This is a genomic window from Caulobacter ginsengisoli, from assembly GCF_030814835.1.
GTDB lineage: Bacteria > Pseudomonadota > Alphaproteobacteria > Caulobacterales > Caulobacteraceae > Caulobacter > Caulobacter ginsengisoli.
In genome coordinates this window covers 764,230-783,716 of record NZ_JAUSVS010000002.1, presented here as the reverse complement: position 1 = coordinate 783,716, position 19,487 = coordinate 764,230, and the positions used below count along the sequence as shown (strand labels likewise).

The following is a 19,487-nucleotide window of genomic DNA, read 5'->3' as shown; positions in this document are numbered from 1 at the left end:
GCTGATGCCCTCGTTTTCGCGCAACCTCGAAGAATCCCTGCATCGCGCTGTGGCGTACGCCAACCAGCGAAAGCACGAATACGCCACGCTCGAGCACCTGCTGCTCTCGCTGGCCGACGACGAGGACGCCGCCGGTGTGATGCGCGCCTGCGACGTCGACCTGGCGGCGCTCAAGAAGAGCCTGGTCAACTATCTGGACACCGAGCTGCGCAGCCTGATCGTTGACGACGGTGAGGACGCCAAGCCGACCGCCGGCTTCCAGCGGGTGATCCAGCGCGCCGTCATCCACGTGCAGTCCTCGGGCCGCGACGAGGTGACCGGGGCCAATGTGCTGGTCGCCGTGTTCAGCGAGCGCGAGAGCCATGCCGCCTACTTCCTGCAGGAGCAGGACATGACGCGGTACGACGCGGTCAACTACATCGCCCACGGCATCGCCAAGAAGGCCGGCGCCTCCGAGCCCAAGGTGGTCAAGGGCGCCGAGGACGAAGGCGACAAGCCCCCGGTGAAGACCGGCGGCGAGGCGCTTGAAGCCTACTGCATCGACCTCAACGAGAAGGCCCGCCAGGGCAAGGTGGACCCGCTGATCGGCCGTCTGGCCGAGGTGGACCGCTGCATCCAGATCCTCTGCCGGCGCACCAAGAACAACCCGCTGCTGGTCGGCGACCCGGGCGTAGGCAAGACCGCCATCGCCGAGGGCCTAGCCCGCAAGATCATCAACCACGACGTTCCCGAGGTGCTGGAAGGCGCCACCATCTTCTCGCTCGACATGGGCGCGCTGCTGGCCGGCACCCGCTATCGCGGCGACTTCGAGGAGCGGATCAAGCAGGTGGTCAAGGAGCTGGAGAACCACCCCAACGCCATCCTGTTCATCGACGAGATCCACACGGTGATCGGGGCCGGCGCCACCAGCGGCGGGGCGATGGACGCCTCCAACCTGCTGAAGCCCGCCTTGGCCAGCGGCACGCTGCGCTGCATGGGCTCGACCACCTACAAGGAATTCCGCCAGCATTTCGAGAAGGACCGCGCCCTGGTCCGGCGGTTCCAGAAGATCGACATCAACGAGCCGACCATCGCCGACAGTTTGAAAATCCTCAAAGGGATCAAGGTCTACTACGAGGAATTTCATAAGCTGAAATACACCGCCGAGGGCCTGAAGGCGGCGGTGGACCTGTCGGCGAAATACATCACCGACCGCAAGCTGCCCGACAAGGCCATCGACGTCATCGACGAGGCCGGGGCCAGCCAGATGCTGGTGCCGCCCTCCAAGCGCAAGAAGGTCATCGGGGTCAAGGAGATCGAATCGGTCGTCGCCAAGATCGCCCGCATCCCGCCGAAATCCGTCTCCAAGACCGACACCGAGTCGCTCAAGGAACTGGACGCCGATCTGCGCCGGGCCGTGTTCGGCCAGGACGAGGCGATCAACCAGCTCAGCTCGGCCATGAAGATGGCCCGGGCCGGCCTGCGCGATCCCAACAAGCCGATCGGCAGCTATCTGTTCAGCGGCCCGACCGGGGTGGGCAAGACCGAGGCCGCCCGCCAGCTGGCCTCGACCCTGGGCATCGAGCTGCTGCGCTTCGACATGTCGGAGTATATGGAGCGCCACACCGTCAGCCGGCTGATCGGGGCGCCCCCCGGCTATGTCGGCTACGACCAGGGCGGCCAGCTGACCGACGCCGTCGACCAGCACCCGCACGCGGTGGTGCTGCTGGACGAGATCGAGAAGGCCCATGCCGACGTCTACAACATCCTGCTGCAGGTCATGGACCACGGCGTCCTGACCGACGCCAACGGCAAGAAGGTCGACTTCCGCAACGTGGTCCTGATCATGACCACCAACGCCGGCGCCGCCGACAGCCAGCGGCAGTCGATCGGCTTTGGCCGCGGCAAGGTCGAGGGCGAGGACGAGGCGGCCATCAAGCGGCTGTTCACCCCTGAGTTCCGCAACCGTCTGGACGCGGTGGTGACCTTCAAGCCGCTGACCCAGGAGATCATCCGCCAGGTCGTGCAGAAGTTCATCCTGCAGCTGGAACTGCAGCTGGCCGACCGCAACGTCACCATCGAGACCAGCGACGACGCGGCCGACTGGCTGGCCAAGAACGGCTTCGACGAACTGTTCGGCGCCCGCCCGCTGGCCCGGGTCATCCAGGAGCACATCAAAAAGCCCCTGGCCGACGACATCCTGTTCGGCAAGCTGGTCCGCGGCGGCCACGTCAAGGTGGTGCTCAAGGACGGCAAGATCGCCTTCGAGATCGAGGGTTACGTCCCGCGCAAGCCGGGCGAGCCGGAGATCGAGGAACCCGCGCTGGCTGAGTAGCCATGCAGGGCTGCAGCGGCGAGGTGACGGTGGAGCGGCATGCGCCGCAGCTGCCGCGCTTCGCCGTTCTGCCGTTCGACCCCTTGGCGATGTGGGGGTTTTCCGAACTGTTCACGGCGGATGGGACGCTGGGCGGCGCGCCGTTCACCCGGCGCAGCGTCAAGCCGTGGGGCGATGGCCGGTGGTGGATCGACCTGCCGAACGCACTGTGCGCGGCGGCGGGGGTGGATACGGGGGATCGGGTGGTGTTGACGCTGGTTCCCGATGGCAATGCGCCGGCGGTCGAGATCGCGGCGCTGCTGGAGACGGATGCGGCGCTGATGGCGGCCTGGAACAGTTATCCGCCGAGCCACCAGCGCGAGTGGAGCCGCTGGGTCGAGGAAGCGAAGAAGCCGGAGACGCGGGCCGCGCGGGCGGCGAAAGTGGCCGAGCGTCTTCGCTGATCCTCCCCCTCCGGGTGAGGATTAGAGCGCGGCGGAAATCTGCCCCGCCACCCCCTTCAGTTCCTCCACATCCGCCATCCCCCCAGACGCATGCCGCCCCACGGCCACGCCCTCCCACCTCGGGATGATGTGGAAATGCAGATGGAAGATCGTCTGCCCCGCCGGCGCCCCGTTGAACTGGGTGACCACGATCCCGTCGGGCTTGAGCGCCGTCCGCACCGCCCGCGTCACCTTCTGCACGGCCAGGATCAGTGTCTCCAGCACCTGCGGCTCCGCATCCAGCAGGTTCCTTGCCCGCGAGGTCTTGGAGATCACCAACGTATGCCCCTTGCTCTGCGGGAACACGTCCATGAAGGCCAGAACCGCCTCGTCCTCATAAACCTTCACCGCGGGCATCTCGCCGCGGATGATCTTGCCGAAGATGTTGGCTTCGTCGTACGCGCCATCCAGACTCATTGTCGCCCTCGCCGCTTCGCGCCATGCTCCGGTTGGGAGGAGCAGATCATGGGCATAGGCAACGAGGGCGGCGGTGACAACCTGACCGAACGCCAGAAGAAGTGGTTCGCCTCGGTCCAGGCCAGCCTGGAGCGCGACACCGGCAAGACCCTGGCCGAATGGGTGGCCATAGCCCGGACCTGCCCGGAGACCAGGCCCCATGCCCGGGTCGAGTGGCTGCGCGAGAACTACGGCCTGGGGGTCAACCGCATCGCCCACATCCTGTCGGAGGCCTTCCCGCCGGAGATCGGCTGGGACGACGCCGACGCGCTGCGGGCGGCGCTGTGGAAGGACCCGGCCTCGACGGCCATCCTCGAAGCGGTCGAGGCGCGGGTGAAGGCGCTGCCCAAGCTGGTCACCGGCCAGCGCAAGGGCTTCTCGGCCTGGTCGAAGGAATTCCAGTTCGCCGCCGTCAAGCCGACTAAGGGCGGCACGGCGTTGCTGGGCTTGGCGGTCACGGCGGATGCGAGCCCGCGCCTGAGCGAGGCGAACGGGCGGGAGGGCTGGTCGGAGCGGCTGAAATCGAAGATCGCCCTGTCGTCGCCCAGCGAGGTCGATGACGAGATCGCCGCGCTGCTCAAGGCGGCCTGGGAGCGGTCCTAGGCCTTTTTGAACGGCGAGAACTCCTCGGTCAGATACTCGATCTGCTCCCGCACCCCCGCCCGCTCCTGGTCCAGATACCGCCGCACGGGCTCGCGGAGCGCCGGATCGGCGATCCAGTGGGCGCTGTAGACGGGGGTGGGCAGGTAGCCGCGGGAGATCTTGTGCTGGCCCTGGGCGCCGGCCTCGACGCGGGGCAGGCCGCGCAGGATGGCCTGCTCGATGGCCTGGTAGTAGCAGAGCTCGAAATGCAGGAAGGGCACGTCCTCGACGCAGCCCCAGTTGCGGCCGAAGATGCAGTCGCCGCCGATCAGGTTCAGCGCCCCGGCGATCCAGCGGCCGTCCTTCCTGGCCATGACCAGCAGCACCTGCTCGGCCATCCGCTCGCCCAGCAGCGAGAAGAACAGCCGGTTCAGATACGGCCGGCCCCATTTGCGCCCGCCGGTGTCCATGTAGAAGCCGAAGAAGGCGTCCCAGTGGTCCTCGGTGATCTCCTTGCCGCACAGCGCATGGATCTCGACGTCCGCCTGGGCGTCGCGCCGCTCGCGCCGGATGGTCTTGCGATGTGACGAAGACAGGACGCTGAGGAAATCGTCGAAATCGCGGTATCCGTTGTTGAGCCAATGGTACTGCTGGTCCTGGCGCAACAGCATGCCGTGCCCGCCGGCGAAGGCCCACTCATCCTCCAGCATGAAGGTGGCGTGCAACGAGGAGGCGCCCAGCCGGTCGGTCAGGGTCAGGGCGCCGCCCAGCAGGTAGGCCCGGGCCTCGTCGCGGTCGACGCCCGGGCGGCTCAGCAGCCTGGGCCCGGTCACCGGCGAAAAGGGTGAGGCGCACTGGAGCTTGGGGTAGTACTGCCCCCCTGCCCGCTCATAGGCGTCGGCCCAGGACCAGTCGAAGACGTATTCACCCTGGCTGTGGCTCTTCAGATAGAGCGGCATGACGGCGGCCGTTTCGCCCGCTTCGTCCTCGACAGAGAGATGCTGCGGTCCCCAGCCGGTGCGCTCGACGGCGCAACCGGATTCCTCCAAGGCGTGGAGGAAGTCATAGGCGACGAAGGGGTTGTAGCCGGTCCCGCCGGGAACGCAGGCATCCCAGGCTTCCTGCCCTATCTCGCTAACGCGGCGATGGATACGGACGGAGGGCTTCAGGATCAGGGGCATCGATGCCAAGCTGGGACCGCGAGGCGGTTCAGGCAAGGGGGCGAATGAAACAGGTCCAATCGGCGGACGCTTGGAACAAGGGTGTTGAGGCCTGGGGGCGTTTCCTGGCCAAGTACGCCGACGCCCTGGTGGTCACGGCGGCCTATGCCCTGGTCGTCACCGCGACGCGCGCGGCCGGACTGACGTGGTTTGACGACGTCCGCGAAAGTATCGCCGCCATGGATTCCTTGTTGGGATGGGCAGCCCCCTTCATCGCCTGGCTCGTGGTCTTGGGCGTCTATGACTGGCTGTGGCTCACGCTGATTGGCGCAACGCCCGGGCGAATGTTGCTGGGCCTGAAGGTGCAGCGAGTCGGCGGTGATGGCCGCCCAGGCGCAGGTCAGGCTGCTGGGCGTACGGCTCTGATGCTTGTTGCAGGCCTGGGGCTGGGGATCCCGATAATCTGCCCGTTTGCCCTGATCGTGGGATATTTCAGTCTGCACAGCAAAGGTGTGACCGTCTGGGATTGGAGCAGCGGCCTCAAAGTCGTCCTGTCGCCGGTCGGGCAATGGCGCTGGGTGCTCATCGCGATTCTCGCGACGGCCCACCTTGGCTTGCTGCTTGTGCAGAGAGTCTTGGCCCTGGCGGCGAGTGGCTAAGCCGGCCAACCCTCGAAGATCAGGTTGTCGCAATGGGGCTCCAGCCGCTCCCACTCGGCCGGGTCGCGCACGGTCCAGGCGATGATCGGCATGCCCTTGGCCCGGCAGAGGTCGGCTCTCGGGCTGGGCAGCATCTTGGCGTCCAGGGCCAGGAAGTCGGGCCGGGCGATGTCGACATGCTCGAGCGCGGCGAAGGCCTTGCGCTGCTCGGGGGCCAGCTTCATGGCGCCGTCGTCGTTCCAGGCATAGCTGTCCAGGCCGCGCAGGATCTGCGGGTGATGCTCGGCGAACCAGGCGTGCATGTAGGGATTGAAGCCGATGATGCAGATCGGCCCGTTGTGGTCGAGCAGCACCTCGCTGACCCGCTTCTCCAGCGCCCCGACCTCGCCGAACGGGGTCTTCAGCTCGATGTGGACCAGGCAGCGGTGGCCGACCTCGACCAGGGCCTCGGCCAGGGTGGGAATGGTCTCGTCCGTGCCGGCCAGCTTCAGGGTCTTCAGATCGGCGGCGCTGTGGTCGCGCAGCTTGCCCTCGGCGCCGGTCATCCGGGCCAGGCTGTAGTCGTGGAAGACCATGGCCTCGCCGTCGGCCGACAGCTGGACGTCCAACTCGATGCCGTAGCCGCCGGCGCAAGCGGCCTGGAAGGCGGCCAGGCTGTTCTCCGGCGCGCCGTTCGGGGTCCAGAGGCCGCGGTGCGCCACGGGCGGGCTGAACAACAGCTCCCAGGCCAGGCCGAACTCTTCGATCTGCGGGCGGGGCTTGGTCCTCATGGGGCGATCTCCACCACCGCATCCACCTCGACGGCGAAGTTGCGCGGCAGGCGATAGACTCCCACAGCCGAGCGGGCATGGCGACCCGCCTCGCCGAAAACCTCGACCATCAGGTCCGAGCAGCCGTTCAACACATCGGGAATGTCATAGAAGTCCGGCCCGGCCTGGACGAAACCGCCCAGCTTGACCACGCGAACCACCCGGTCGAGGTCGCCATCGGCGGCGGCCTTCATCTGGGCGATCAGGTTGAGGCCGCAGAGCCGGGCGGCGCGCACGGCAGTCTCCATGTCGACGTCGACCCCGACCTGGCCCTTGATCCCGCCTGTGCCATCCAGGGACACCTGTCCCGAAATATGGGTGTGGGACGCGCACCGGACGAACGGCACATAGTTGGCGATCGGGGCGACCGGCTGGGGCAGCACGATCCCGGCGGCGATGAGTCTCTGTTCGACCTTGGACATGCGGCAAACTATCGCGCCGCAGCGAACAGCAAAAGGGCCCCGGACCATTCCCGGTCCGGGGCCCTCACGCAGTCTTGAAGATCTGGCTTGAAAAAGATCAGGCGCCTTACTTGGCGGCCTGGACCTTTTCGACGAGGGCGGTGACGCGCTCGTTCAGCGGCTTCATGCTGTCCTTCACCGAGGCGGCGACGGTTTCGCTCATCTTGCCGACCTGAGCCATGTAGGTCTCCAGGGCCGACTTGGCCCAGGCGGTCTGCAGCTCGACGGCTTCTTGAACCGACTTGGCGCCGGCCAGGGCCTTGGCGGCCGAAACCTGCTCTTCGACGGCTTGCTTGGAATAGGCCATCGCTTGCGCGCCAAGGGCTTCAGCGCCCTTGGTGGCGGCGGTGACGGAGGCGACAACGGCTTCCAGGTTACGCTTGGAATGGGCGTTGGCGTCGTTCAGGGCGGCCAGCGACTTCTCGACGCTGTCCTTGAAAGCTTGGTTACCCGCGGTGGCGAACTGCTCGACCGTGGTCTTGAGGGTTTCAGCGCCGGTGGCCATGGTGAAAGCTCCTTGAAGCGATGGGCGTGAATGGGGCATCGACGCTAAGTCTGGGGGAGGGCTGGGTGCGTCGAACGCCGCCGATATCTCATGTTGCAGTGCAGCAGTCAACGACTTTTTGTGCACTGCAACATAACACTTTTGCATCGCAATATCGTGATCCTTCGGCCTGCGTTCAGGCGCCGCGCGGCCAATTCGCTCAGGAAGTGTTTACTTTGGCGAAAGGCGGCACGATGCATGCTAGATGGGCATCGGGCGTCTGTGGGGGGCGCCTACCTGTTTTGTCCCCAAGCGACGGATACCGCATGTTCAAGTCGGCCCGCCGAATCCTTACCGCGATCCTGTCGGCGACCCTGGTCGCCGGCCTGCTGACGCCCAGCATCGCGGCGGCTCAAATTCCGTATCTGCAGCTCCCCGCCCAGTCGCCGAAATACGCGGCCATCGTGGTCGACGCCAACACCGGCGAGGTGCTCTACGCCAAGTCAGCGGACAGCCCCCGCTTCCCGGCCTCGATCACCAAGGTGATGACGCTGTACCTGACCTTCGAGGCGCTGTCCGAGGGCCGGATTCACGCCAGCGACATGATTACCGTCTCGGCCCGCGCGGCCGCCCAGGCCCCGACGAAGCTGGGCCTGCGTCCCGGTGAACAGATCAGCGTCGACGACGCCATGCGCGCCATCGCCGTCAAATCGGCCAACGATATGGCCGTGGCGCTCGCCGAATACCTGGGTGGCAGCGAGGAGCGGTTCGCCGCCCTGATGACCCTGCGCGGCCAGGAGCTGGGCATGACCAACACCCGCTACGTCAACGCATCCGGCCTGCCCGACAACCGCCAGATCTCCTCGGCCCGCGACATCGCCATCCTGTCGCGCGCCGTGATGCGGGATTTCCCGCAATACTACAGCTACTTCTCGATCCGCAGCTTCACCTTCCGCGGCCAGACCATGACCAATCACAACCACCTGCTGGGCCAGATGCCCGGGGTGGATGGCCTCAAGACCGGCTTCACCAGCGCCTCGGGCTTCAACCTGGCCGCCTCGGCCACCCGTGACGGCAAGCGGCTGATCGCCGTGGTGCTGGGCGGCAGCTCGGTCGCGGGCCGCGACAACCATATGGAAGACCTGCTGGACACCGGCTTCGACGTCATGGCCCGCCGTGACCGCGGCGAGACCATCACCGTCGCCCAGAGCCTGTTCGAAGGCCCGCCGCAGGGCGGCCCGGTCTATCGCCCAACCACCGAGCAGGGCGACAGCGACCAGGAGGGCATCCAGATCGTGCTGGCCGACAATCCGGCCGCGCCGGGCGGCAGCATGGCGCCGATCGCCGATCCGCCCGCCCCGCTGCGCGCCGTGGCCCCCAAGAAGACCGCCCCGCCGAAGAAGAAGCCGGCCGGCGAATGGGGCATCCAGGTCGGCGCCTTCAAGGACAAGGGCCAGGCCCGCGCTGAGCTGGGCCGGTTCAAGAAGCGGTTCGACAACCTGCTGGACGACGCCGAGGGCCAGGTGGCCGACAAGGTCGGCGGCTACTTCCGCGTCCAGTTCGACGGCATGACCGCCGACGCCGCCCGCAACGCCTGCAAGACCCTGAAGGCCAAGCGTCAGGTGTGCATGGTGCTGGCGCCGTAAAGGCGGTTCGCGCCTCTCCTCCTCGCTTGCGAGGAGGAGCGAGGGACACGCCGAAGGCGGCGTCCCACGGAGGAGGAGCCTTGCGACGGTTCAGCATGCCGCGGCGTTGAGCAGGTTCCTCTGCAGATAGGCCCTCACCCGCTCCTCGCGCTAACGCGCTCAGAGTCGACCTCTCCCAGAGGGAGAGGAGTTGCCTACCCGCACTTCGCCGACTTCACGATCCCGCTGGCGCTATCGAACGTCACCGTCTGGCGCGTGGGGCTGTAGTCCATGGTCATCGCGCAGGTGGTGCAGACCAGCCGGCGGCTGACGCCGGCCGGGATCGGCGGTAGCGCGTCTTTCGACTTGCCGACAAACGCCTGCAACTCCCCTGCCCGACAGCTGTCCTTCATCGGCTCGGCCGGCATCGGCGGTTCTTCCCGCGTCGCCTCGGGCAACGGCGACGCCGCGCAGGCGGCGAGGAACAGCAGGGCCAGGTAAGCGGGCTTCATGCGATCTTCTCCCAGCCGCGGGTCTCGCCCTGGCGCCAATAGGAGACGGGCAATCCCTCGGCCTTGAAGGTTTTCCAGCGGCCGCGCGCCTCAGCCAGGGCCTCTTCGTCGCGGCCGTCGAACAGCAGGATGCACCGCTGGTATGGCGAAAGATCGCCCGCCTCAGCCCCGTCGATCAGGAACAGGGCCTCAGCGCCATTGAGGTTGTCGCTCTTGGTGGTCAGCAGCACCGGCTGGCGGGCGGCCAGGGGCTCGTCGGCCGTGCCGTGCGGCAGGAAGGCGTCGTCGCGCCAGGACCACAGCCAGCCGTCCAGATGCTCCAGCCGCTCGGGCTCGCGGGTGCGGACCAGGGCCTTCCAGCCCTTCTGGAGGGTCTTCTCCAGCAGTTCGGGAAGGACCTGGTCGAGGGACGACCGCTCCAGGTGGTAGAACCAGACCTCGCAGCCGCCCTCAGCCATCAGACTTCGTAGTTATCGGCCACGAGGCGGTTCAGCAGCCGCACGCCATAGCCGCTGGCGCCTTCCGGGATGGTCGGGTTGGTCGAGGGCTTCTTCCAGGCCACCGAGGCGATATCCAGGTGCGCCCAGGGCAGGCCGTTGACGAAGTGCTGCAGGAACAGCGCCGCGGTGATCGAACCGGCGGGACGGCCGCCGGTGTTCTTGACGTCGGCAATGGCGCTCTCGATCTGCTTTTCGTAGGCCGACGGCATCGGCATGCGCCACAGGGGCTCGCCCTCGGTCTGGCCGGCCTTGAGCAACTTCCCCGACAGTTCGTCATTGTTGGAGAACAGGCCGCCATAGTCATGGCCCAGGGAGATGATGATCGCCCCGGTCAGGGTGGCCAGATCCACCATGAACTGCGGCTTGAAGCGGTCCTGGCAGTACCAGAGGGCGTCGGCCAGCACCAGGCGGCCTTCGGCGTCGGTGTTGATGACCTCGATGGTCTTGCCCGACATCGAGGTGACCACGTCGCCCGGGCGCTGGGCGTTGCCGTCGGGCATGTTCTCGACCAGGCCCAGTATGCCCACGGCGTTGACCTTGGCCTTGCGGCCGGCCAGGGCGTGCATGACGCCGGCCACGGCGGCCGCGCCGCCCATGTCCCACTTCATGTCCTCCATGCCGTCGGCCGGCTTGATGGAGATGCCGCCGGTGTCGAAGCAGACGCCTTTCCCGACAAATGCGATGGGTTGGGCGTCCCCGCCGCCCTTCCACTGGATCACGGCCAGCTGGCTGTCGCGGACGCTGCCCTGGCCCACGCCCAGCAGGCTGCCCATGCCCAGCTTCATCATCTCCGCTTCGCCCAGGATCTCGACCTCCAGGCCCAGCGGCTCCAGCGCCTTGACCCGCTTGGCGAACTCGGCCGGGTAGAGGATGTTGGCCGGCTCGGAGACCAGGTCGCGCGAAAAGGCGATGGCCTCGGCCAGGGCCTTGAGCGGCGCCCAGGCGGCTTCGGCGGCCTTGGGATCGTCGGTGGCGACGCGGACGGTGGCGACCGAGGTCTTCTTGTCGGCCGACTCGGTGGTGCGGTAGCGGTCGAATCGGTAGCCGGCCAGCGTCGCGCCCAGGGCGGCGCGGGCCGCCTGTTCGGCGTCGGATCCCGGCAGCAGCAGGGTCAAAGTGTCGGAGCCGCTGGCCCGCACTGCCTGGAAGACCTGGGCGGCGAAGCGCTCGGCGATGTCGGCGTTCCAGTCCTTGCCCGAGCCGGCGACGATGACGCGCTGCACGTCCAGCCCGGCCGGGGCGACCAGCTCGATATTCTGCCCGGCCGAGCCCTTGAAGCGCCCCGCCGCGATGGCCCTGGAGAGGCCCCCGCTCATCGCCTTGTCGACGTCCTCGGCCGCCCAGGAGAGCTTGCCCTCCTCGAACGCCATGACGCCCACGGCGCCGCCGGTGGGAAGATTGCCGCGGTCGGCGGCGACGAACTCGATGCGCATGATCGGCTCCAAAAACAATTGCCTGCGGCATAGTCCAACCCGTGACGGCTGGGAAGGGATACGGTTGTGCCCAAAGCGCCGGCGCGTGTAGAACGGGCCACCCCACCTGGGGTCTCCCTTCAGGCCCGCAAGGCCCACCCCCGTTTCGCCTCCCCGAGCCTAATGAGCCTGATCGAACGCTATCTCTTCCGGCAGATGCTGATTCCGACGCTGCTCGCGGCGGCGGCGCTGTTCGGCGTGGGGCTGCTCAGCCAGAGCCTGGGACAGCTGGACATCATCATCGACCAGCGCCAGAGCGCGCTGGTCTTCCTGAAGATCATCATGCTGGCCATGCCGCAGCTGGCCAACCTGATCCTGCCGATCTCGGTGCTGGTGGCCGCCCTGGTGGCGCTCAACCGCCTGCATACAGAACAGGAGCTGGTGGTCTGTTTCGCCGGGGGCATGAGCCGCTGGCGGCTGATCTCGCCGGCCATGCACCTGGCGATCCTGGCGGTGCTGGTCGGGCTGGTGGTCAACCTGTGGATCCAGCCGGCCGCCTATCGCGAGATGCGCCGCACCCTCTACGCCGCCAAGACGGATCTGGCCGCCACCCTGGTGGTCGAGGGCCAGTTCACCGAGCCGGCCCCACACTTCACCGTCTACGGCCAGACGGTCGACCCCGACGGCCTGATCCACAACCTGTTCATCCACCAGGAAACCGCGACCGGCGGGGCGACCACCTACACGGCCAAGGAAGGCCGCATCGTCTATCGCGACAAGTTCCCGATCCTGGTCATGCGGCAGGGCTCCAACCAGGAGTTCTCCGACACCGGTGTCCTGAACTTCCTCTCCTTCGAGGAATACGCCCTGGACCTGCGCCCCTTCCTCAACGCCGACGGCCCGATCCGCTACAAGAGCTCGGACCGCTATCTGCACGAGCTGTTCTACCCGGACCTGCGCCAGAGCTTCGAGAAGAAGAACCGCACCAAGCTGCTGGCCGAGGGCCATTCGCGCCTGGCCTCGCCCCTCTACAGCCTGGCCTTCATGGCCATGGCCCTGGCCGCCGTGGTGGCCGCGGGCTTCAGCCGGCTGGGCTATGGCCGGCGGATCGCCGCCATCGGGGCGGCGGCGGCGGCGGTGCGCATCCTGGGCTTCGCGGTGCAGGCGGCCTGTGACGACAATGTCTGGATGAACGCCCTGCAGTATCTCATCCCGCTGGCCGCCACCGCCTGGGGCTTCGGCCAGGTGTTCCGAAGCGTGGAGCGCCGCTCGGGCTGGCGCGACTGGATGCCGTTCGAGATGAAGGAGCCCAAGGCCACGATAGGAGCGCCGGCATGAGGCTGGGGATCGGGCGGCTGCCGACCTATGTCCTGGGCCGCACCCTGCTGGGCGTGGCCGGCGCCCTGGCGGTGATCGCCGGGGTCATCGTGCTGATCGAGTTCGTCGACATCTCGCGCACGGTCGGCGGGCGCAGCGAGACCAACTTCGTCCACCTGTTGTGGCTGACGGTGCTGAAGGCGCCCTCGACCATCCTGACCCTGCTGCCCTTCGCCTTCCTGTTCGGCACCCTGGCCGCCTTCGTGGGCCTCAATCGCCGCAGCGAGCTGATCGCCATGCGGGCGGCGGGCGTCTCGGCCTGGCGGTTCATCCTGCCGGCCGCCGTGGCCGCCTTCGTAGTCGGGGCGGTGACCGTGGCGGCGCTCAACCCGCTGGCCGCCCTGCTCAACGTCAAGTTCGAGCAGGCCCGCACCGCCATGCTCGAGGACTATCTGACCTCGACCCCCAAGGAGACCTGGCTCAGGCAAGGCGACGCCAAGTCCCAGGTGGTCATCCGGGCCCGGGCCCACGACCAGGTCGGCGGCACGGTCAGGCTCAAGGGCGTCTCGCTGTTCATGTACGCCGTGGGCCCCAACGGCGGCTTGGAATTCTCCCGCCGCATCGAGGCAGACGAGGCGCGGCTCTATCCGGGCTACTGGCGGCTGACCGGGGTGCGCGAGGCCGCGGCCGGGGCCGGCACGGTGCGGTCCGAGAGCCTCTCCATCCCCTCGACCCTGGACGACCAGGCGGCCATCGAGCGCTTCACCACCCCCGACGCCATCGCCTTCTGGCGGCTGCCGGCGACGATCAGGGGCACTGAGCAGGCCGGCTTCTCGGCCCTGCCCTATCGCCTCAGGCTCCAGCAGCTGCTGGCGACGCCGCTCTTGTTCGCGGCCATGTCCGTGCTGGCGGCGGCGTTCTCGCTGCGGCTGATGCGGCTGGGCGGGCTGGCGGCGCTGGCGGGGTCCGGCGTGGCCCTGGGCTTCATCTTCTTCTTCTTCAACCAGTTCTGCCTGGCGCTGGGCAAGGCCGAGATCATCCCGACCCTGGCCGCCGCCTGGGCCCCGCCCTTGCTGGCGTTGTTATCGGGGCTCACCCTGCTTTGTTATACCGAGGACGGGTGACACACAGTTGCGATTCCCTGGCTTTCGGGTCCCCTCTACAAAGTGTAGGGGCCATAGTCTGAATAAGTGCTTTGAGTGGGCGCGGGGGGCCGCGCGACAAGGATACGAGTTGATGAGCAAGGCCAGCCGTTCCGCGCCGTCCCGCGCCCGCCTGTTCGCGGGCGTGGCCGCCGTGACGCTGGGCGCCCTGGCCGCCCATCCGGCGCTCGCGCAGGAGGCCATGGCCACCGCGCCCGCTTCCGCAAAGCCGCCGCCCGCCGACGACGGCCTGGGCCAGCGTGGCTTCTATCTGGAAGCCGACCTGCTGATCCAGGACGACAAGGCCAAGGTCGTCACCGCCCGGGGCAATGTCGAGGTCCGCTACCGCGGCCGCACCTTGCGGGCTGGCGAGCTGGTCTATGACCAGGCCTCCGGCGTGGTCTCGGCCAAGGACAAGGTGGTGATCGTCGATCCCAGCGGGGCGACCACCTTCGCCGACGCCGTGGTGCTGGACGACGAGCTGACCGCCGGCATCGCCAAGGGCTTCTCGGCCCGGCTGGAAGGCAACGTCAAGATCGCCGCCGACACCGCCGTGCGCCGCAGCGACACGGTCCAGGAGCTGAACAAGGCGATCTACACGCCCTGCGAAATCTGCGCCGAGGACAAGACCCGGCCGCCGTCCTGGTCGATCAAGGCCGACAAGGTGGTGGAGGATAAGAGCCGCCAGCTCATCTACTACCGCAACGCCACCATCGAGCTGTTCGGGGTGCCGGTGTTCTTCGCGCCGGTCTTCTGGCAGGCTGACCCCAGCGCCGAGCGCAAGTCGGGCCTGCTGCCGCCCAAAATCCAGGGCTCCAAGCGCCGGGGCCTCTCCTACGAGCAGCCCTACTACCAGGTCATCTCGCCGTCCGAGGACCTGACGATCAGCCCGCAGATCAACACCAAGGTCAATCCGTTCCTGAACCTGGACTGGCGCAAGCGGTTCTATTCGGGGACGGTCGAGGCGCGGTTCGGCTACACCTACGAAAAGGACCTGACGGGCGACGGCGACCGCATCGGCGATCTGACCTCGCGCAGCTACATCCTGGCCGACGGCAGGTTCGACATCGACAAGAACTGGAAATGGGGCTTCTCGGCCGAGCGGGCCAGCGAAGACCTGATCTTCCAGAAATACGACATCGACGATGTCTACACCCAGCGCGGCCTGGTCGCCTCGGACGACAAGCGCCTGACCTCGCAGCTCTATGCCACGCGGCAGGACAACCGCTCCTGGTTCTCGGTCGACATGATCAGCATCCAGGGCCTGCGACCCTCCGACATCGACCGCACCATCCCCACCATCGCCCCCCTGATCGAGGGCCGCTGGGAGCCGGACAGCCCGGTGCTGGGCGGGCGGCTGAGGCTGCAGGGCAGCGCCGTGGCGCTGACGCGCGACCAGTCGCAGTTCCTGGCCAGTGATCCGGGCATCGACAGCCGCCGGGCCAGCGGCCTGGCCGACTGGCGCGGAAGTTTCACCACCTCCTACGGCCTGCGGGTCTCGCCCTTCGCGCAGGTGAGGGCGGACGCCTACAGCATCTCCGACCGGCCGGGCGGCCTCTCGGACGCCTCGGTGACCCGGGTGGTCGGGGTGGCGGGGTTGGACTTCTCCATGCCCTTCATCCGGCGCGACGGCGACCGCACCATCGTGCTGGAGCCCCTGGCCCAGATCGCCCTGTCGCCCGACACCGACAACGACCCGCGCATTCCCAACGAGGACAGCATCGTCTTCGAGTTCGACGAGACCAACCTGCTGCGCGCCGACAAGTCGCCGGGCTTCGACATCTATGAAGGCGGCCAGCGGGTGAACCTCGGCGGCCGGGCCAGCGTGATCTTCGACGACGGCCGCTCGGCCAGCCTGCTGGTCGGCCGCAGCTACCGCAGCGAGTTCGATCCGGGCCTGCCCGCCCGCACCGGCCTGCAGACCACCTCGTCCGACTGGATCGTGGCGGGCGAGGTGACCCCGATCCTGGGCGTCTCGCTGTTCAGCCGGGCCCGCCTGGACAGTGACACCCTCAATGTCCGCCGCCTCGAGGCTGGCGCCGATGTGCTGACCGACCGCGCCTGGGGCTATGTCCGCTACCTGCGCGACAACCAGGACATCAGCGGCGTGCAGCGCGAGGACGTCGACTTCTCGGGCCAGGTTCTGGTCAGCGGCAACTTCGGCGTCACCTTCGGCGGCATCCGCGACATCGAGAACGACGTGTGGCGCCGGCAGGAGTTCGGCGTGATGTACAAGGACGACTGCCTCGACATGGCCGTGGTCTGGGTGCACGAAGAGACATTCAACCGCACCCTGGGACCATCGGACTCGGTGGTGATACGCCTAAAGCTCGCCACATTGGGCGATAAAGGCTACAGCCGATGACTCGCCGAGGGGCAACCGGTTCAGGACCGGGCTTAAGAACCAGAGGAACGACTAAATACATGCTGTCCGCGCGTCGCGTGACGAACCTGGCCACAGTGGCCATGTCCGTCCTGGCCCTGGCCTCGGCCGGCCTGCCTCCCCTGGCTCAAGCCCAGACTCCGCCTGTCGCTCCTTCGGCCGATCCCGGCCTGTCGGAAGGCGTCGCCGCCACGGTCAATGACGAGATCATCTCGACCTATGACCTGGTCCAGCGCATGCGTCTGATCATGGTGACCTCCGGCATCCAGCCGACCGAGGACACCATTCCCCAGCTGCAGCGCGAAGCCCTGCGCAGCCTGGTCGACGAGCATCTGCAGCTGCAGGAGCTTCGCCGGGTCGAGAAGGAAAACAAGATCGACATCGTGGCCACCGACGCGGAGGTCAACGACCAGATCGCCTCCTGGGCCAAGGACAACAACTCCACCGGCGACCAGATGCTGGCCCGCCTGGCCGCCCAGGGCGTCGGGGCCGAGACCCTGAAGTCGCAGATCCGCGTCGACATGAGCTGGCAGCAGTATATCCGCGGCCGCTTCGGCCAGCGGCTGAAGATCGGCGACGACCAGGTCAAGGCCACCATCCAGCGGCTGAGCGAAGAAGCCACCAAGCCGCAGTACCAGGTCAGCGAGATCTATATCGACGCCGCCCGGGTCGGCGGCATGGATACCGCCGTCCAGGGCGCCCAGTCGCTGATCGAGCAGATGCAGGCGGGCGCGCCCTTCGCCTCGGTCGCCCGGCAGTTCTCGTCCTCGACCAGCGCGGCCAACGGCGGCGACGCCGGCTGGATCACCAGCGGCGAAATGCCCACCGAGGTCGACCAGGTGCTCGACCAGCTGCGCCCCGGCCAGCTGTCGCGGCCCATCCAGACCCAGGACGGCGTCTACATCATCTATCTGAAGGACAAGCGCTCGGGCGCCAGCGCCACCCTGGTCAATCTCAAGCAGATCGCCGTGCCCCTCGAGGGCGAGCCGACCGCCGAGCAGCTGACCGCCGCCCAGGCGACCCTGGAAAAGGTCCGCCCGCTGGTCACCGGCTGCGCCGACCTGGAAAGCAAGACCGCCGGCATCGAGGGCATCCTGGCCGGCGATCTGGGCGAGGTCGACATCTCCACCCTGACCCCGGCCTTCGCCGACGCGGCGACCAACACCCCGATCGGCCAGCTCTCCCAGGCGGTGCGCAGCCCCGGCGGCCTGCACCTGGTGATGGTCTGCGGCCGCCGCCAGAGCGGCGCCGACGCCCTGACCCCCGAACAGGTGGAAAACCGCCTGCGCGGCCAGCAACTGTCGCTGATCGAGCGGCGGGTGATGCGGGACCTGCGCAACTCCGCCACCATCGAGATGCGGTGAGCGCCCGGCCGCTCGCTCTGACATTGGGTGATCCCGCGGGCGTCGGCCCGGAGATCATCGTCAAGGCCTGGCGCGCCCTCAGCCAGGACGGCCCGCCCTTCCTGGTGGTCGGCGACGCCCAGGCCCTGACCTCCGCCCCGGCCGCCGCCGGCGTTCCCATCCGCACCGTCGGCCGGGCCGAGCAGGCGCTGAGCCTGTTCCGCCAGGCCCTGCCGGTGCTGGACCTGCCCCTGACCACCGACGTGGTGGCCGGCCAGCCCAGCGGCGCCCACGCCCCGCAGATCATTCGCTGGATCGAGACCGCGGTGGGCCTGGCGCTGGTGGGCGCCGTCGGCGGCGTGGTCACCGCCCCCATCGCCAAGGCGCCGCTCTACGAGGCCGGCTTCAAGTTCCCCGGCCATACCGAGTTCCTGGCCGAGCTGACCGCCCCGGCCAACCAGCCCGGGGCGCGCGGGCCGATCATGATGCTGACCGCCCGCGACCTGCGCGTAGCCCTGGTCACCATCCACGAGCCGCTGGCCAGAGTGCCCGGCCTGATCACCATCGAGCGGGTGGTCAATGCGGGCCTGGTCACCGCCCAGGCCCTGCGCCGCGATTTCGGCATCGCCCGGCCCAGGCTGGCGGTGGCGGGCCTCAACCCGCATGCCGGCGAGTCCGGCGGGCTGGGGCGCGAGGAGATCGAGACCATCGAACCGGCCGTCCGGGCCCTGCGCGACCTCGGCGTCGACGCCCAGGGCCCCTACCCGGCCGACAGCCTGTTCCACCAGGACGCCCGCGCCCGCTACGACGCGGTGCTGTGCCAGTACCACGACCAGGCGCTGATCCCGGTCAAGATGCTGGACTTCTGGGGCGGGGTGAACGTCACGCTCGGCCTGCCGGTGGTGCGCACCAGCCCCGACCACGGCACCGGCTTCGACATCGCCGGCCGCGGCCACGCCCGGCCCGACAGCCTGATCGCCGCCATCCGCCTGGCCGACAGCATCGCCGCCCACCGGTTAGCGGCGTGAGCCTTCAGAACCTGCCGCCCCTGCGCGAGGCGCTGGCCGAGCACGGCCTGCTGGCCCGCAAGAGCTTTGGCCAGCACTTCCTGCTGGACCTCAACATCACCCGCAAGATCGCCCGCCTGGCCGGCCCGCTGGAGGGCCAGACGGTCATCGAGGTCGGCCCCGGCCCCGGCGGCCTGACCCGGGCCCTGCTGGAGGCCGGCGCCCAGGTCATCGCCGTGGAGATGGACCCGCGCTTCATCGAGCTGCTGGGCGAACTGGCGCAGGCCGCCGAGGGCCGGCTGACCATTGTCGAGGGTGACGCGCTGAAGGTTGACGAGGCGGCCCTGACCGGCGGCGCCCCCGCCCACCTGGTCTCCAACCTGCCCTACAATGTCGGCACGCCGCTGCTGATCAAATGGCTGACAGGCCCCTTCCGCCCAACCAGCATGACCCTGATGTTCCAGAAGGAAGTCGCCGACCGCATCGCCGCTCCGGTGGGTGGGGACGCCTATGGGCGGCTGGCGGTGATCAGCCAGGCCATCTGCGAGGCCAAGGTGGTCATGGACCTGCCGCCCAGGGCCTTCACGCCACCGCCCAAGGTTTCGTCGGCCGTGGTGCGCCTGGACCCCCTGCCCAACCCGCCCGCGCCGGCGCTGGTCAAGGCGCTGGAAAACGTCACCGGCGCGGCCTTCGGCCAGCGGCGCAAGATGCTGCGGTCGAGCTTGAAGGTGCTGGGCGGCGAGGCGCTGTGCGTGAAAGCGGGGATCGATCCCGGGGCGCGGGCCGAGACTGTCGATGTTGCGGGGTTCCTGAGGTTGGCGGCGGCGCTCGCCTCCTGA

General features: G+C 68.1%; 19 protein-coding genes. 11 read left to right on the top strand and 8 right to left on the bottom strand.

The genetic code is table 11. The annotated features are described in order from the left end of the window. The first annotated feature begins 4 nt into the window (after positions 1–4). Together clpA and QO010_RS09275 are read left to right on the top strand one after the other, a co-directional pair. Positions 5–2,314 (top strand): ATP-dependent Clp protease ATP-binding subunit ClpA, encoded by a 2,310-nt coding sequence (clpA, locus tag QO010_RS09280; protein WP_307348473.1) that lies wholly within the window; start codon positions 5–7, stop codon positions 2,312–2,314. Between the two features lie 2 nt (positions 2,315–2,316). Then, the gene (locus QO010_RS09275; RefSeq protein ID WP_307348472.1) at positions 2,317–2,757 is read left to right on the top strand and encodes a YdeI/OmpD-associated family protein; all 441 of its coding nucleotides are present in this window, start codon (positions 2,317–2,319) and stop codon (positions 2,755–2,757) included. Positions 2,758–2,778: 21 nt separating this feature from the next. Here the strand turns inward: QO010_RS09275 and QO010_RS09270 are convergent, their stop codons facing one another. Continuing rightward, positions 2,779–3,213 (bottom strand): HIT family protein, encoded by a 435-nt coding sequence (locus QO010_RS09270; protein WP_307348471.1) that lies wholly within the window; start codon positions 3,211–3,213, stop codon positions 2,779–2,781. A gap of 48 nt (positions 3,214–3,261) precedes the next feature. Between QO010_RS09270 and QO010_RS09265 the strand changes: the two genes are divergently transcribed. Beyond that, positions 3,262–3,855, top strand: a complete 594-nt coding sequence (locus QO010_RS09265; protein WP_307348470.1) for a DUF4287 domain-containing protein — start codon at positions 3,262–3,264, stop codon at positions 3,853–3,855. On the opposite strand, the gene QO010_RS09260 is transcribed toward QO010_RS09265, so the two are convergent. Further along, positions 3,852–5,015, bottom strand: a complete 1,164-nt coding sequence (locus QO010_RS09260) for a GNAT family N-acetyltransferase (protein WP_307348469.1) — start codon at positions 5,013–5,015, stop codon at positions 3,852–3,854. The two genes, QO010_RS09265 and QO010_RS09260, sit on opposite strands and share 4 nt — an antisense overlap. A 44-nt stretch (positions 5,016–5,059) precedes the next feature. Between QO010_RS09260 and QO010_RS09255 the strand changes: the two genes are divergently transcribed. Continuing rightward, the gene (locus QO010_RS09255) at positions 5,060–5,653 is read left to right on the top strand and encodes an RDD family protein (protein ID WP_307348467.1); all 594 of its coding nucleotides are present in this window, start codon (positions 5,060–5,062) and stop codon (positions 5,651–5,653) included. Here QO010_RS09255 and QO010_RS09250 read toward each other — a convergent pair. The 3 genes from QO010_RS09250 to QO010_RS09240 form a co-directional block, all read right to left on the bottom strand. After that, entirely contained in the window at positions 5,650–6,423 is a 774-nt protein-coding gene (locus QO010_RS09250) for a glycerophosphodiester phosphodiesterase (protein WP_307348466.1), read from the bottom strand. The genes QO010_RS09255 and QO010_RS09250 overlap by 4 nt on opposite strands. Then, positions 6,420–6,884: a RidA family protein gene (locus QO010_RS09245; protein ID WP_370873734.1), complete on the bottom strand. Its 465-nt coding sequence runs from the start codon at positions 6,882–6,884 to the stop codon at positions 6,420–6,422. The genes QO010_RS09250 and QO010_RS09245 overlap by 4 nt, the downstream gene beginning before the upstream one ends. A 106-nt stretch (positions 6,885–6,990) precedes the next feature. Further along, a complete protein-coding gene (locus QO010_RS09240) occupies positions 6,991–7,428 on the bottom strand; it encodes a phasin family protein (protein WP_307348464.1) in 438 nt (145 codons plus the stop codon). A 305-nt stretch (positions 7,429–7,733) separates the two neighbouring features. Between QO010_RS09240 and QO010_RS09235 the strand changes: the two genes are divergently transcribed. Then, complete coding sequence (locus tag QO010_RS09235) at positions 7,734–9,053, top strand: D-alanyl-D-alanine carboxypeptidase (RefSeq protein WP_307348463.1); 1,320 nt, start codon at positions 7,734–7,736, stop codon at positions 9,051–9,053. Positions 9,054–9,247: 194 nt separating this feature from the next. Here the strand turns inward: QO010_RS09235 and QO010_RS09230 are convergent, their stop codons facing one another. Genes QO010_RS09230 through QO010_RS09220 form a run of 3 tightly spaced genes read right to left on the bottom strand, consistent with a single transcriptional unit; the run spans position 9,248 to position 11,477 of the window. Then, on the bottom strand, positions 9,248–9,544 hold the full coding sequence (locus QO010_RS09230) for a hemolysin (protein WP_307348462.1): 297 nt from the start codon (positions 9,542–9,544) through the stop codon (positions 9,248–9,250). After that, the gene (locus tag QO010_RS09225) at positions 9,541–10,002 is read right to left on the bottom strand and encodes a DNA polymerase III subunit chi (RefSeq protein ID WP_307348461.1); all 462 of its coding nucleotides are present in this window, start codon (positions 10,000–10,002) and stop codon (positions 9,541–9,543) included. The genes QO010_RS09230 and QO010_RS09225 overlap by 4 nt, the downstream gene beginning before the upstream one ends. Further along, positions 10,002–11,477, bottom strand: coding sequence for a leucyl aminopeptidase (locus QO010_RS09220; RefSeq protein ID WP_307348460.1), 1,476 nt, complete (start codon positions 11,475–11,477; stop codon positions 10,002–10,004). The genes QO010_RS09225 and QO010_RS09220 overlap by 1 nt, the downstream gene beginning before the upstream one ends. A gap of 162 nt (positions 11,478–11,639) precedes the next feature. On the opposite strand from QO010_RS09220, the gene lptF reads away from it, so the two are divergent. The 6 genes from lptF to rsmA all read left to right on the top strand — a co-directional run bounded on the left by lptF (position 11,640) and on the right by rsmA (position 19,487). Continuing rightward, positions 11,640–12,794, top strand: a complete 1,155-nt coding sequence (gene lptF, locus QO010_RS09215) for an LPS export ABC transporter permease LptF (RefSeq protein WP_307348459.1) — start codon at positions 11,640–11,642, stop codon at positions 12,792–12,794. Then, complete coding sequence (gene lptG, locus QO010_RS09210; RefSeq protein ID WP_307348457.1) at positions 12,791–13,897, top strand: LPS export ABC transporter permease LptG; 1,107 nt, start codon at positions 12,791–12,793, stop codon at positions 13,895–13,897. Before lptF ends, lptG begins: the two co-directional genes overlap by 4 nt. 112 nt (positions 13,898–14,009) lie before the next feature. Next, positions 14,010–16,280, top strand: a complete 2,271-nt coding sequence (locus tag QO010_RS09205; RefSeq protein WP_307348456.1) for an LPS-assembly protein LptD — start codon at positions 14,010–14,012, stop codon at positions 16,278–16,280. Positions 16,281–16,381: 101 nt separating this feature from the next. Then, positions 16,382–17,662: a peptidylprolyl isomerase gene (locus QO010_RS09200; protein ID WP_307348645.1), complete on the top strand. Its 1,281-nt coding sequence runs from the start codon at positions 16,382–16,384 to the stop codon at positions 17,660–17,662. After that, positions 17,659–18,669: a 4-hydroxythreonine-4-phosphate dehydrogenase PdxA gene (gene pdxA, locus QO010_RS09195; RefSeq protein WP_307348454.1), complete on the top strand. Its 1,011-nt coding sequence runs from the start codon at positions 17,659–17,661 to the stop codon at positions 18,667–18,669. Before QO010_RS09200 ends, pdxA begins: the two co-directional genes overlap by 4 nt. Beyond that, a complete protein-coding gene (gene rsmA, locus QO010_RS09190) occupies positions 18,666–19,487 on the top strand; it encodes a 16S rRNA (adenine(1518)-N(6)/adenine(1519)-N(6))-dimethyltransferase RsmA (protein ID WP_307348453.1) in 822 nt (273 codons plus the stop codon). The genes pdxA and rsmA overlap by 4 nt, the downstream gene beginning before the upstream one ends.